The organism is Lentzea fradiae, from assembly GCF_900100955.1.
GTDB lineage: Bacteria > Actinomycetota > Actinomycetes > Mycobacteriales > Pseudonocardiaceae > Lentzea > Lentzea fradiae.
In genome coordinates, this window is record NZ_FNCC01000010.1 from 288,017 (window position 1) to 300,520 (window position 12,504).

Sequence of the window (12,504 nt, forward strand, 5' to 3'; positions counted from 1 at the left end):
GTATGGAGATTCGCCGTTCCCTCTCGCAGCACAGCGGTCCGCGCCGGTCACCGGCCGAGGTCCTGCGCCGGATGACCGGCCACGTCACGGCGCGCACCCGGCCGGAGGACCCGGTGCGGGAGCTGGAGGAACGGGTCGCGGAGCTGCTGGGCAAACCGGCGGCGTTGTTCTTCCCGTCCGGGACGATGGCGCAGCAGACGGCGATGCGGGTGCACGCCGAACGCCGCGGCCGCCTCACCTTCGCCGCGCACCCGCAGTCGCACCTGCAGGTGTGGGAGAACCAGGGCTACGCCGCGGTGCACGGCCTGCGGTTCCACCCGGCCGGCGACCGCCACGAGCTGATGACGCTGCCGGACCTGCAGGCCGTCGGTGAACCGCTCGCCGCGGTGGTGTTCGAGCTGCCGCAACGCGACATCGGCGGCCAGCTGCCCTCCTTAGCCGACCTGACGGCGCAGACGAGGTGGGTCCGCGAGTCCGGCGCGGCCGCGCACTGCGACGGCGCGCGGCTGTGGGAGGCCCAGACCGGCTACGACGCGTCGTTCGCCGAGATCGCGGCGCTGTTCGACACCGTGTACGTGTCGCTCTACAAGGGGCTCGAAGGCGTGCGGGGCGCGGTGCTCGCCGGGGACGCCGACACGATCGGGCAGGCCGCGGTGTGGCGGCGCCGGCTGGGAGGCGCCATCACCGACGCGTGGCCGCTGGCGGTGGCCGCGCTCGTGGGCATGGACGAGAACCTGCCGCGCATGGCCGAGTTCAAGGCCCACGCCCAGGCGGTCGCGGCGGCGATCAACGCCGACGGGTTCGCGCACACGACACCGCACGTGCCCGCCACTCCCCTGTTCCACGTCCACCTGCCCCTGCCGCGGGCCGACGCGCAGCGCGCCGCGCAGGCCCTCACCGACGAGACCGGCATCCGGCTGTTCCTCCACGCCCGCTCCCACCCCGACCCGCGCCGCTGCAGCTTCGAGGTCAGCGTCGGCGCGAGCGGCCTGGACTTCACGCCGGACGAGGTCGTGGAGTTGATCAAGGGACTACCATCGCGGCTGTGAGCCTGCCCGAACCCGTCCAGCACGCCCTGGTCCGGGTCTCGCACTCGGTGCTGATCGACGTCGAGGCCCTCGCCAGGGTGCGCGAGCGGTTCGACGACGAGCAGGCCGCGTCGCTGTCGTCCTATCTGCGCAGCGCCCAGTCGCCGAACACGGTGCGCGCCTACCGGTCGGACTGGATCGCGTGGGCGGGCTGGTGCCAGGCAGAAGGCCGCCAGGCCCTGCCCGCCGACCCCCTCGACGTCGCCGTCTACCTCGCCGCCGCCGCGGACACGGTCAAACCGGACGGCACACCGGCGTTCGGCGCCTCGACCCTGGAACGCAAGTCCGCCGCCATCTCCGCGGTCCACGCCGCCAACGGCCTGCCCAGCCCCACCCGCAGTGACGTCGTCCGCCTGACACTGCGCGGCATCCGCCGCACCCGCAAGACCCAGCCGCGCCGCAAACGCCCCGTCCTGCTCGACACCCTCGCGGCCCTGCTCGCCGAACGTCCCGCCGACGGCCCCGCCCGCGCCCGCGACGCGCTGTTGCTGCTGGTCGGGTTCGCCGGGGCGCTGCGGCGCAGCGAACTGGCCGCGATCGAGTTCGGCGACGTCACCGTGGACGTCGACCCGCGCACGCACGAGCCGCTGCTGCTGGTCCGGCTCGGCACCACCAAGACCGACCAGACGGGCCGCCACCAGCACTCGGTGGTGCTGCCCCGCGGCAACCGCCGTCCCACCTGCCCCGTGTGCGCGTTCGCGGACTGGGCGGACGTGCTCGACGGCCGCGAGGTCACCGAGAACGGCCTGCACCGCTGCCACGGCTACCTCCAGCCCACCCGGTCGGGCCCGCTGTTCCCGGTGATCAACCGCCACGGCGGCGTCGGCGGCAAGGCCATGTCCGGCCGCGCGGTCGCCGAGCTGGTCAAGCGCTACGCGCTCAAAGCGGGCCTGGACCCGGCCCTGTTCGGCGGCCACTCGCTGCGCGCGGGCTTCGCCACGCAGGCCGCGCTGGGCGGCGCGAGCGACCGCGAGATCATGCGCCAGGGCCGCTGGACCAACCCGCGCACCGTGCACCGCTACATCCGCACCGCGAACCCGCTCGAGGACAACGCGGTCACCCGCCTGGGCCTGTGACGACGTGTGAGCGGCGTCTCAGTTGAGAGGTTGACCGTAAACAAGGTCCCCTCCGGTCGAGCGGCGCCGGACAGCGCAGCCCGCTACTCCACCGGCACTCACCGGTACCGGATGTTTCCGGAACGTTTCCGCCCCGGATGAGCTGCGCGTTCACCGCCCGAACCCGCCGCGACGACGCCTCCGGACCGGCACGAAACCGTCATGTGTAACGACTTCTCGCATCCTGAGAGCCACTGGCCCCCCACACCCAGAGCAATACGATCACCACACCCCGTCATCGCCCCTGCGATGCAGCACCACCCCGGAAGGGAAACCGGGGCCCGGACCGACCCCCTGCACGGTCCGGGCCCCGGCACCACTCACGGCTCGAGATCCGTCGCCGCCAGGAACGAGCCGTCCATGTGGAACGGCACCGACTGGTGCTCGTGCACGATCACCCACCGCCCACCGTCCCGCCGCAACCCCAGCGTCGAGCGCAACCACATCGAGAACCCCTCCGGATACCCGACCGGCACCGCCGCCAGCCGCGCCACCCCGTGCACGAACGCCACCTCACCCCCGCACACCACCTCCAGGTCCCGGTGCTCCAGCGTGATCGGCCCCTCGAACCCCGCCATCCACCCCGCCAGCGCCCCCACGTCCCGCGCCGCCGGCCCCGAGTTCCGCAACGGCGGCGCCAACGTGCACGTCACCGCGTCCTGCGCGTACAACGCCACCACCCGCTCCGGCGCCCGCAGCCGCATCCCCTCCTCCAGCTCCGCCACCACCGCACGCACCGCGGCGTCGTCGCGCACCACCAACCGAGCCATCCCGGACACCTCCGCCGAAACCGAAGCCGAACCAACCGACACACCGATGTCGAGACACGGCCCGCGGCTTCGACATGCCGGTGAGAAGATTCCTCACCCGCACGCAGGAGACCGGACGTGAAATACCTGATCCTCATCTACAGCAACCCCAAGTCACGGGCCGCCTGGGACAAGCTCACCGAAGAACAACAACGCCGGTTCGGCCAAGACCACTACGACCTGTCCGACCGCCTCCGCGCCTCCGGCGAGCTCATCGTCAGCGAAGGACTCCCCGGCCCCGAGACCGGCAAAGGCGTCAGCATCCGCGACGGCCAGGTCGTCGTCACCGACGGACCCTTCGCCGAGGCCAAGGAGTACCTCGCCGGCTTCTACCTCGTCGAAGCCGACACCATCGACCAGGTCATCGCCCACGCCGCCACCCTGCCCGACGCCCACAACGACGGCATCGAGATCCGCCCCGTCTGGGACATGACCCAGCTCGACCTGTGACCACACCACTGGACACCCTGCTGCGCGACCTCGCGCCCCGGGTCCTCGGCGTCCTCGTCCGCCGCCACGGCCAGTTCGACGTCTGCGAGGACGCCGTCCAGGAAGCCCTGCTCGCCGCCGCCCGCCACTGGCCCACCCACGGCATCCCCGACAACCCCACAGGCTGGCTCATCACCACCGCCGACCGCCGCTGGATCGAGCAGTACCGCGCCGACACCGCACGCCGACACCGCGAGAACAAAGCCGCCGCCCTCACACCCCCACCGGCCGACCCCGCACCCGCCCGCGACGACACCCTCACCCTGCTCGCCCTGTGCTGCCACGACAGCCTCACCACGGCATCCCAGGTCGCCCTCACCCTGCGCGCCGTCGGCGGCCTCACCACCGCCGAGATCGCCCGCGCCTTCCTCGTCCCCGAAACCACCATCGCCCAGCGCATCAGCCGCGCCAAACAGAAGATCAAGAACTCCGGCGCCCGCTTCCGCCCACCCGCCGACCTCACCGCGGTCCTGCACGTCCTCTACCTGATCTTCACCGAAGGCTCCACCGCCACCTCCGGCCACGACCTCGTCCGCGTCGACCTCACCGCCGAAGCACTCCGCCTCACCCGGCAGCTCCACCACACCCGCCCCCACCACGGCGAGCTCACCGGACTCCTCGCGCTCATGCTCCTCACCGACGCACGCCGCCCCGCCCGCACCGGCCCCCACGGCGCCCTCATCCCCCTCGCCGACCAGGACCGCACCCTGTGGGACCACAACGCCATCACCGAAGGCACCACACTCGTCCAGCACGCCCTGCGCACCACCGAGATCGGCCCCTACCAGCTCCAAGCCGCCATCGCCGCCGTCCACGCCGAAGCCCCCACAGCCCACGACACCGACTGGAACCAGATCCTCGGCCTCTACGACCTGCTCACCGTCACCGCACCCGGCCCGATGGTCACCCTCAACCGCATCGTCGCCGTCGCCATGGTCCACGGCCCCCGCACCGCACTCACCGAACTGACCACACTGGACCTCGACCACCACCGCGTCCACGCCGTCCGAGCACACCTGCTCGACCTCGCCGGCGACCACGACACGGCACGACAAGAATTCGCCCGAGCCGCGAAACTCACGCTGAACATCCCCGAACAGCGCTACCTCACGTCCCGGTCGCGCCCCCCACGGTAGCGTCCGACGACGGCTCCTCCCGCGGCGGCGCCTTCGGCACCACACCCGACAAATCCCCGCCGTTGTCGTTCACCCGCAACACGAACGGCCGCGTCTGCGTGTACTGCACCACCGACACCGAACACGGATCCACCACGATCCGCTGAAACCCGTCCAGATGCACACCCAGCGCATCCGCCAAGATCGACTTGATCACGTCCCCGTGCGAGCACAACACCCACACCGCACCAGGACCGTGCTCCTCAGTGATCCGCGCATCATGCGCCCGCACCGCCGCCACCGCACGCGCCTGCACGTGCGCCAAACCCTCACCCTCCGGGAACACCGCCGCCGACGGGTGCTGCTGTACCACCGACCACAACGGCTCATCCAGAAGATCCTTCAACGCCTTACCGGTCCACGCCCCGTAATCCACTTCGGACACGTCCGGCTCCGCCACCGCCACCAGCGAGCGATCAGCCAGAAAAGGCGCCAGCGTCTCCTCACACCGCTGCAACGGAGACGACACCACCGCCGCGACCGGGACATCCCTCAACCGGCCCACCAACGCCGCCGCCTGCGCCCGCCCCCGCTCGTCCAGCCCCACCCCCAGCGATCTCCCGGCCAGCACACCGGAACCGTTGGCAGTCGAACGAGCATGACGAAGCAAGATGACAGAGGCCACGCCCCCACCTTAGTTCGGCTGCAACAACCCCATCGACAGCAGCCCCATCAGCACCAGACCCAGCATCAACCGGTACCACACGAACGCCGAGTACGAATGCTTCGACACATACCGCAACAACCACGCGATCGTCGCATACCCCACCACGAACGAGATCAACGTCGCCACCACCATCTGCGGCACCGACGCCTGCACACCCCCACCCGACCGCTCCAGCACATCCGGAATCGAGAACAACCCCGCCCCGAACACCGCCGGAATCGCCAGCAAGAACGAATACCGCGCCGCCGCCTCACGAGTCAGCCCCAGAAACAGACCCGCCGTCAACGTCCCACCCGACCGCGACACCCCCGGAATCAGGGCCAGCGCCTGCGCCAGCCCCATCCCCACCGCGTCCTTCATCCGGAGCTCATCCCGCTCCTGCCTCGCCAGGTGGTCCGCCAACCCCAGCAGCAAACCGAACACCACCAGCATCGACGCCGTGATCCACAGGTTCCGCGCCGACGTCCGGATCTCGTCCTTGAACAAAAAACCCAGAACCGAGATCGGCACGGAACCGATGATCACATACCAGGCGAGCCGGTAATCCCTCTCCTTACGAGCCTCCGCGGAGAACAAACCACGAAACCACGCGGCCACGAACCGCCCGATGTCCTTCGCGAAGTAGATCAACACCGCCACCTCGGTACCCAACTGGATCACCGCGGTGAACGACGCACCCGCGTCATTGCCGAAGAACAACGACGACGTGATGCGCAAATGCGCACTGCTGGAAATCGGCAGGAATTCCGTCAGTCCTTGGACCAGTCCGAGGACCAGAGCCTGCAACCAGCTCAACTACCCACTCCTGCCAGATCCAGAGCCTCAACCGCGGTCCGCAGACCCGCGATCCCCTGCTCCAGATCTTGCAGCATCGGCGAAACGGACAGCGTGGTGACCCCCGCGGCCGCCAGCGCCTTCATCTTCTCTGCTATGCGCTCCTTCGGACCCAGCAAAGCCGTCGCGTCCAGGAACTCCAGCGGAACCGCCGCCATCGCCCCCGCGTAGTCCCGAGCCAGGTACTTCTCCTGGATCTCCTCCGCCTCAGCCGGAAAACCCATCCGCACCATCAGGTTGTTGTAGAAGTTCTGCTTCCGCGACCCCATACCACCCACGTACAGAGCCGTGTACCCCCGCACCAGATCCGCACACGCCTTCCAGTCCTCACCCACGACCAGCGGCACCGTCGGAACGACGTCGAACCCCTCCATCGACTTCCCGGCCCGCTCCCGGCCCGCCCGCACACTCGCCAGCGACTCCGCCGAGAACTCCGGCGAGAAGAAGATCGCCAGCCACCCGTCCGCGACCTCCCCCGTCAGCTCCAGGTTCTTCGGCCCCACCGCCGCCAGGTAGATCGGAATCCGCTCCCGCACCGGATGCACCGTCAGCTGCAACGCCTTACCAGGACCATCCGGCAACGGCAGCGTGTAATGCGCACCCTCGTACCGCAGCTTCTCCCGCGACAACGCCTTCCGCACGATCTCCACGTACTCACGCGTCCGCGCCAACGGCTTGTCGAACCGCACACCGTGCCAGCCCTCCGACACCTGCGGCCCCGACACCCCCAGCCCCATCCGGAACCGGCCACCCGACAACGTGTCCAAAGTGGCCGCCGTCATCGCCGCCATCGCAGGCGTCCGCGCCGGAATCTGGAAGATCGCGCTACCCACGTCGATGCGTTCGGTCTGCGCGGCCACCCACGAGAGCACCGTCGGCGCATCGGAACCGTAAGCCTCCGCGGCCCACACCACCGAAAAGCCGAGCCGGTCAGCCTCTTTGGCCAGCTCAAGGTTCGCGGCGTCGTTGCCGGCGCCCCAGTATCCGAGGTTCAATCCCAGCTTCACGCAGCAAGACCCTACCGGTGGGTAACACCGATTGCCAGGCTCAGCCGATGATCACCCCTTAGCATCGCGCACGTGGAACAGCGATACCTCGGCCGCAGCGGCCTCCGCGTCTCCAGGACCGCACTGGGCACCATGACGTGGGGACAGGACACCGACGCGGACGAGGCCGCCACCCAGCTCATGGCCTTCACCGACGCCGGCGGCACCCTTGTCGACACCGCCGACGTCTACACCGACGGCGAAGCCGAACGCATCCTCGGCACCCTCCTCGGCGAAGTCGTCCCCCGCGACGAACTCGTCATCGCCACCAAAGCCGTCGCCCGCCGCACCGACGGCCCCTTCGGCGGCGGCGCCTCCCGCGGCGCCCTCCTCACCGCACTCGACGGCTCACTCCGCCGCCTCGGCATCGACCACATCGACCTCTGGCAACTCCACGCCTGGGACGCGGGCGTCCCCATCGAGGAAACCCTCGCCGCCCTCGACCACGCCATCAACACCGGAAAAGTCCGCTACGCCGGAATCTCCAACTACAGCGGCTGGCAACTCGCCACCGCCGCCACCACACCCACCACCCACCCCCTCATCTCCACCCAGGTCGAATACTCCCTGCTCGAACGCGGCATCGAACGCGAAGTCCTCCCCGCCGCCCTCCACCACGGACTCGGCCTCCTCCCGTGGGCCCCCCTCGGCCGCGGCGTCCTCACCGGCAAATACCGCAACGGCACCCCACCCGACTCCCGCGGCGCCTCCGCCCACTTCGCCGGCTACGTCGAACAACACCGCAACGACCGCGCCGCCCGCATCGTCCAAGCCGTCGCCACCGCAGCCGACGGCCTCGGCACCTCGCCGCTGTGCGTCGCACTCGCCTGGGTCCGCGACCGCACCGGCGTCGTCGCCCCCGTCGTCGGCGCACGCGACACCAACCAGCTGCTCGCCTCACTAGAAGCCGAACAGCTCACCCTGCCCCCGGCCATCCGCGCCGCCCTCGACGACGTCAGCGCCATCGAGCTCGCCTACCCCGAACGCCCCATGCCCTGACTACTCGGCTTCTTGGCTGTTTTGGTGTCCGGAGTTTCGGTCTTTCCTGGGTTCCGGATGAAGTTTGACTTTAGTCAACACTGAAGTAATCGAGATAAATAGCAGCACAGGAGCGGCGAGTTTCACCCCACCCCTTGCGTGACCTCCGACCGAACGTCGTGGATGCTGGACGTACACGACGTTCCACAGGAGGACCCGATCTTGCGCCGGCTCGCCGCTCTGCTCTTGACCACCGCCGCGCTGGCAGCGTGCGGACAGAGCGAGACCTCCCAGGACCCCCTCCAGGTCGCCGAGACGCTCGAGGTCGCGAAGCCCGCCCTCTCCCCCGGCCAGGACGGCGCCCTCCCCGGCGAGATCACACCCGGCGGCACGTTCACCGAGGGCGACACCACGCTGAAGTTCCAGGTCAACGGCCGCAACGTCGAGCTCGACCGACTGCGCAGCGCCGTCTTCGAGATGACCACCGGCGAGAACGGCGCCGAGGTCAGGGGCCCCGGCCTGCGCGCGGGAGACGGAGCCACCAACGCCGTCCCCGATCGCTACGGCCGCCTCCTCGTCGTCGACACCCGCGGCGGCGAGTTCATCGCGTTCTCGGTCGACCCGCTGATCATGCGCCAGCGCTACCCCGTGCCCGGCACCCCCTACGGCATCGCCTACGACGCCAAGCGCGACCTCGCGTGGATCACGCTCACCGAGCGCAACGAGGTCGTCGGACTCGACGTCGCCGGTGGCGAACCCACCGAGAAGCACCGGTTCCCCACCGTGCGTCAACCCAACACCGTCAGCGTCGACCAGGAGACCGGACGCGTCACGGTCACGTCCGGCGACAACGGAGGGATACAGGTGATCTCGCCATGAGCGAAGGGGTGATCGACGGGGACTGGGAGTACCGGCCGTTGCGTCTGCCGCCGGGCGTCTCCCGCCGCACCGCGACCACACAGCTGGCCATCCACGCCGAGTTCGCCGGCTGGGAGCTCTCCCGCACGCTGCTCTACGGGGACGGCTCCCGCAAGGTCTGGCTGCGCCGCAAGCGCCAGCCCTCACTCGTACCGGGTCTCATCACCTGACCCGGCCACGACGCACTCGCCGAACGCGAACGGGCTCGCCTCGCACTCCGCGATGAAGTCCGCCGGGAAGCCCCGCTCGAACGGGGCCGCCGCCTCCAGGCGCGCGACCGCTTCCGGCGGCAGCTCCACCTCGCCCGCGCAGTCCACGACCTGCTCCGGCGTCCGCGCGCCCACCAGCGGCAACGCGCCCGCGCCCGCAACCACGCCACCCGAGTACGCCCACGTAGTCCGTCCGCAAGCCGCCGCAACGACTGCTCCAGCGACGCCACCAGGTTCTTGCGGCGGTTCCCGCTCGCGTTCGGGTCCCGCGCGTCGCGCGACAACGCGTACTTCGTCGCCACCACGAACCGGTCCCGGCGCGTCAGCACGGCACCGACCGCTCCCCCTCCGGCCAGGTCCTGGCGTCCCTCGCCACCGCACTCGGCATGACCGGCGATGAACGCGTCTACCTGTACCGGCTGATCAAAGCGGAGACGACCTGCTCCCCTCCCCCGCCACCTCCGCCGCGCCCCGCGGTCCACGCACTCCTCGACGCACTCGAACCGGCCGCCGCGTGCCTCCTCACCCCCGCGGGCGACGTCGTGGCGAGCACCGCACGGTTCCGGCCCTCCGGTAGCACATGCCGAGAAAACAACGATTAGCCGTTGGTCCGCTGGATCCTGGGGTTCTGCTGTGCAGGAGAGCTTGGGGTTGGTGCTCCTGACCGACAGTGGTTCGGCCTGGGTAGGCGGACCGTCAGGGAGTCTTGTGCCAGGGGCGTCGGAGTCGGCGAGGGTGCCGAGTAGGAGCTGGCACCAGGTGACTGCGGCACCGCCGCCAGCGCCCGCGCCGAGGTCGGATCGTCGGTGCATCACGCCATAATTCGCGGATGCCAGCCGAGCGGGTAAGCCTGCTGAACGAACTCGAAGCCGACCTGCGGGTCGAGGACAGATCACTCACCATTCTCCTGCAGAAGTGCCTGCTGCTCGGTGGGCGCAGCGGGTCGGACCGTTTGCGCGTGTGGGCACGTCAGGAGCTCAACGGATACTTCGGTGACGGGATCGAGGTGCCGGAGCACCGCCGGGTCGGGAGCATCATCAAGGTCAACGCCGTCGTGGGCTATACCCAGATCACCGGCCAGTCGATCCCCGCCTCGCATCTACCGAAGGTGCTGCGGGACAACGACGTCGACGAGGTCCTGGAGTTGCGCATGGGCGTCGGCGAGCTTGAGGACTGGGTCCGCCGTGACGACAAGTCGATCAAGCTGTCACAGTGGAAGTCAGCCGACGTGGTCGCGTTGATGAACGCCGAGAACCCGCGGTTCGGTCAGCAGATCACCGACGTGTACTGGGAAGTCAGCACGTCGGCGATCCACAACGTCTTGATGCTCGTGCGGACCAAGATGGTGGACTTGGTCGCCGAACTGCTGGCCGTGTTGCCGGACGACGAGACGGTGCCCGGCAAGGAACTGGTCGACGACGCGGTCGGCGTGATCGTGTACGGCGAGCACAACCACATCACCGTCGTGCAGTCGCGTGCCGACGCAGCGCCCGTCGTGGCCTCCGGCGCGAACGGCACGGCGATCGGCAGCCAGACCTCGGGCGATCACTCCAGCGTCACGGGGAACCAGGTGGTCCAGGGCAACGACAACAAGGTCACCGGCCACGACACCACCATCACGACCAATGACACCACCATGACCGACAGCACCGGAAACATCACCGTCGGCAGTTCCGATGTCCGGCAGGAGGCCAACTCCGGGCTCGACACCACCGAGGTGCTCACGTTCATCGGATTCGTCCGGCAGAGCCTGCCCGTCCTCGGAATCGAGCAGAGCGCCCAGGAAGGGCTCGTCGCTCGAATCGGGGAACTGCACCGGGAGGCGGACTCGGCGACCCCGGACCGGAGAAGGCTGTGCGAACTGCTCGGCACGGTCCTCGACGGCTTACGCCTGGTCGACCCCACCGTGGTCCGGACGATCGCTCTCGACATGGGCGATGAGGCTCTCAAGACCGTCACCGGCACATGAATCGACAGCGGCGAGGATGGACTTGATGGCCGCACGTCCCGGACGACGGGTGTACCGCAGGACACCGCACGTCCTACCGCCGTCCGGGACCGCGATCCTTCGACCTGTGGTCAGCCGCCCAGGGCTTGGATGGCCTGCATTCCCAGACCCGTGATCATCTCCAGGGCGATGGTCGGTCCGGCCGACTGCAGCGCCTGCATGATGTTGTCGGCCAAGGTCCGCATCCGGCCGCGGTTCGGGGCCGCGGCACTGGCTTCCTGGTGAAGTTCCTCGGCCTGGGCATCGACCGCCTGCTGGACTTCCTCGTTCAGCCCGAGCACGGGCAGGGTCTGCCGGACGGCGCCCGCGAACTTGAGCACCTCGGTGGTGTCGAGCCCGGAGTTGAGGTTCTGCTGGACGTTGGAGCTGGCGTTGGTGATGTTGCCGACGCTGTCGGTCATCGTGATCGTCGTGTTGTTGTGGGTCGTGTGGCTCGTGGTGGAGCGCCCACCCCGGTTGAGGTACTGGTTCACGTCTCCCCTGAAGTGGATCAGACAGTCACGGCCCGCAGTGGTGATGGTAGGAGAGACGGTGCCGTCATCGGCCTGATCAACCCGCCTGTCCTCGATCAGGCCGTGACCGAGGAGGTAGGCGGCCTCCCTCTTCACCTCCGCCTCGGTAAAGTCGCCACCGGGGTAGCTGATCCCGTCGCCGGCGAGGAACCCGCTCCAGTCCGCCACGCCGCGGTTGTCCTCCAGCCAGCGCAGCATCCTGGACCACAGCGTGCCCAGGCGGCGTGCCGGGCTCTTCCGTTCGGCCAGTAACTGCTGGGCCCTGGCCAGACCGCTGCCGGTGAGACGGCAGTCCGGACCGCCGAAAGTGGAGCAGTCCTCGGCCAACCCGGCCTCGACGAGATACTCGACCACCAGGAGCCCATTCGCGGTGTCGATCTCGTTCTGCTCGAGGTAGTCGGCGACCTCGTTCTCGTCGCTCTGCCCCAAGTGCTCCAGCAGCCCTCGGGCGTGGTACTCGATGTCGATCCTCATACAGGTGCCTGACCTTCGCTTACACGTGCACACCACCGGACGAAAAGCAACCCCGTGGCCTGCGGAAACAGATGTTGACCGTAGTCAGTATCGAACGTCCGTTCCCCTGTCCGTCTCGACACGCGTGCAGACTGCCAGGCTCTTCGTAGTGGGTGCCGAATCGACGATCAGCCGGTTGCGGC

At 69.1% G+C, this 12,504-nt stretch carries 14 protein-coding genes; 8 read left to right on the forward strand and 6 right to left on the reverse strand.

What is annotated here, in order from left to right; translation table 11 throughout:
• The first annotated feature begins 2 nt into the window (after window positions 1-2).
• Together BLT23_RS24840 and BLT23_RS24845 are read left to right on the forward strand one after the other, a co-directional pair.
• Window positions 3-1,049 (forward strand): threonine aldolase family protein, encoded by a 1,047-nt coding sequence (locus BLT23_RS24840; protein WP_090052666.1) that lies wholly within the window; start codon window positions 3-5, stop codon window positions 1,047-1,049.
• Entirely contained in the window at window positions 1,046-2,164 is a 1,119-nt protein-coding gene (locus tag BLT23_RS24845) for a site-specific integrase (RefSeq protein ID WP_245744145.1), read from the forward strand. The genes BLT23_RS24840 and BLT23_RS24845 overlap by 4 nt, the downstream gene beginning before the upstream one ends.
• 359 nt (window positions 2,165-2,523) lie before the next feature.
• Here BLT23_RS24845 and BLT23_RS24850 read toward each other — a convergent pair whose 3' ends face one another.
• The gene (locus BLT23_RS24850; protein ID WP_090052668.1) at window positions 2,524-2,973 is read right to left on the reverse strand and encodes a YybH family protein; all 450 of its coding nucleotides are present in this window, start codon (window positions 2,971-2,973) and stop codon (window positions 2,524-2,526) included.
• A 117-nt stretch (window positions 2,974-3,090) separates the two neighbouring features.
• On the opposite strand from BLT23_RS24850, the gene BLT23_RS41340 reads away from it, so the two are divergent.
• Together BLT23_RS41340 and BLT23_RS24855 are read left to right on the forward strand one after the other, a co-directional pair.
• A complete protein-coding gene (locus BLT23_RS41340) occupies window positions 3,091-3,462 on the forward strand; it encodes a YciI family protein (protein WP_218133874.1) in 372 nt (123 codons plus the stop codon).
• Window positions 3,459-4,637 carry an RNA polymerase sigma factor gene (locus BLT23_RS24855; protein WP_245744146.1) on the forward strand — a complete coding sequence of 393 codons (1,179 nt, stop codon included), beginning with the start codon at window positions 3,459-3,461 and terminating at the stop codon, window positions 4,635-4,637. The genes BLT23_RS41340 and BLT23_RS24855 overlap by 4 nt, the downstream gene beginning before the upstream one ends.
• Here the strand turns inward: BLT23_RS24855 and BLT23_RS24860 are convergent.
• The 3 genes from BLT23_RS24860 to BLT23_RS24870 are packed head-to-tail and all read right to left on the reverse strand — an operon-like array spanning window position 4,609 to window position 7,184.
• Window positions 4,609-5,301: a histidine phosphatase family protein gene (locus tag BLT23_RS24860; protein WP_090052672.1), complete on the reverse strand. Its 693-nt coding sequence runs from the start codon at window positions 5,299-5,301 to the stop codon at window positions 4,609-4,611. The two genes, BLT23_RS24855 and BLT23_RS24860, sit on opposite strands and share 29 nt — an antisense overlap.
• Before the next feature lie 9 nt (window positions 5,302-5,310).
• A complete protein-coding gene (locus tag BLT23_RS24865; RefSeq protein ID WP_090052674.1) occupies window positions 5,311-6,138 on the reverse strand; it encodes an undecaprenyl-diphosphate phosphatase in 828 nt (275 codons plus the stop codon).
• Window positions 6,135-7,184: an LLM class F420-dependent oxidoreductase gene (locus tag BLT23_RS24870; protein WP_090052676.1), complete on the reverse strand. Its 1,050-nt coding sequence runs from the start codon at window positions 7,182-7,184 to the stop codon at window positions 6,135-6,137. Before BLT23_RS24870 ends, BLT23_RS24865 begins: the two co-directional genes overlap by 4 nt.
• Window positions 7,185-7,256: 72 nt before the next feature.
• Here BLT23_RS24870 and BLT23_RS24875 point away from each other — a divergent pair, with 72 nt between their 5' ends.
• The 3 genes from BLT23_RS24875 to BLT23_RS24885 all read left to right on the forward strand — a co-directional run bounded on the left by BLT23_RS24875 (window position 7,257) and on the right by BLT23_RS24885 (window position 9,289).
• On the forward strand, window positions 7,257-8,222 hold the full coding sequence (locus BLT23_RS24875; RefSeq protein WP_176946906.1) for an aldo/keto reductase: 966 nt from the start codon (window positions 7,257-7,259) through the stop codon (window positions 8,220-8,222).
• Between the two features lie 201 nt (window positions 8,223-8,423).
• Window positions 8,424-9,080, forward strand: coding sequence for a YncE family protein (locus BLT23_RS42295; protein ID WP_090052978.1), 657 nt, complete (start codon window positions 8,424-8,426; stop codon window positions 9,078-9,080).
• Complete coding sequence (locus BLT23_RS24885) at window positions 9,077-9,289, forward strand: DUF5703 family protein (protein WP_090052677.1); 213 nt, start codon at window positions 9,077-9,079, stop codon at window positions 9,287-9,289. The genes BLT23_RS42295 and BLT23_RS24885 overlap by 4 nt, the downstream gene beginning before the upstream one ends.
• On the opposite strand, the gene BLT23_RS40940 is transcribed toward BLT23_RS24885, so the two are convergent.
• Window positions 9,263-9,493 (reverse strand): hypothetical protein, encoded by a 231-nt coding sequence (locus tag BLT23_RS40940; RefSeq protein ID WP_176946907.1) that lies wholly within the window; start codon window positions 9,491-9,493, stop codon window positions 9,263-9,265. The two genes, BLT23_RS24885 and BLT23_RS40940, sit on opposite strands and share 27 nt — an antisense overlap.
• 664 nt (window positions 9,494-10,157) lie before the next feature.
• On the opposite strand from BLT23_RS40940, the gene BLT23_RS24895 reads away from it, so the two are divergent.
• On the forward strand, window positions 10,158-11,297 hold the full coding sequence (locus BLT23_RS24895; protein WP_090052680.1) for an AbiTii domain-containing protein: 1,140 nt from the start codon (window positions 10,158-10,160) through the stop codon (window positions 11,295-11,297).
• Window positions 11,298-11,407: 110 nt separating this feature from the next.
• On the opposite strand, the gene BLT23_RS24900 is transcribed toward BLT23_RS24895, so the two are convergent.
• Window positions 11,408-12,322 carry a hypothetical protein gene (locus BLT23_RS24900; protein WP_090052683.1) on the reverse strand — a complete coding sequence of 305 codons (915 nt, stop codon included), beginning with the start codon at window positions 12,320-12,322 and terminating at the stop codon, window positions 11,408-11,410.
• Window positions 12,323-12,504: the final 182 nt, after the last annotated feature.

Bases quoted from the DNA above. Each gene is read 5' to 3' on its own strand.
- BLT23_RS24840 (WP_090052666.1), top strand. From the start codon at position 3: ATGGAGATTCGCCGTTCCCTCTCGCAGCACAGCGGTCCGCGCCGGTCA.
- BLT23_RS24895 (WP_090052680.1), top strand. From the start codon at position 10,158: ATGCCAGCCGAGCGGGTAAGCCTGCTGAACGAACTCGAAGCCGACCTG.
- BLT23_RS24900 (WP_090052683.1), bottom strand. From the start codon at position 12,322: ATGAGGATCGACATCGAGTACCACGCCCGAGGGCTGCTGGAGCACTTG.
- BLT23_RS24850 (WP_090052668.1), bottom strand. From the start codon at position 2,973: ATGGCTCGGTTGGTGGTGCGCGACGACGCCGCGGTGCGTGCGGTGGTG.
- BLT23_RS24885 (WP_090052677.1), top strand. From the start codon at position 9,077: ATGAGCGAAGGGGTGATCGACGGGGACTGGGAGTACCGGCCGTTGCGT.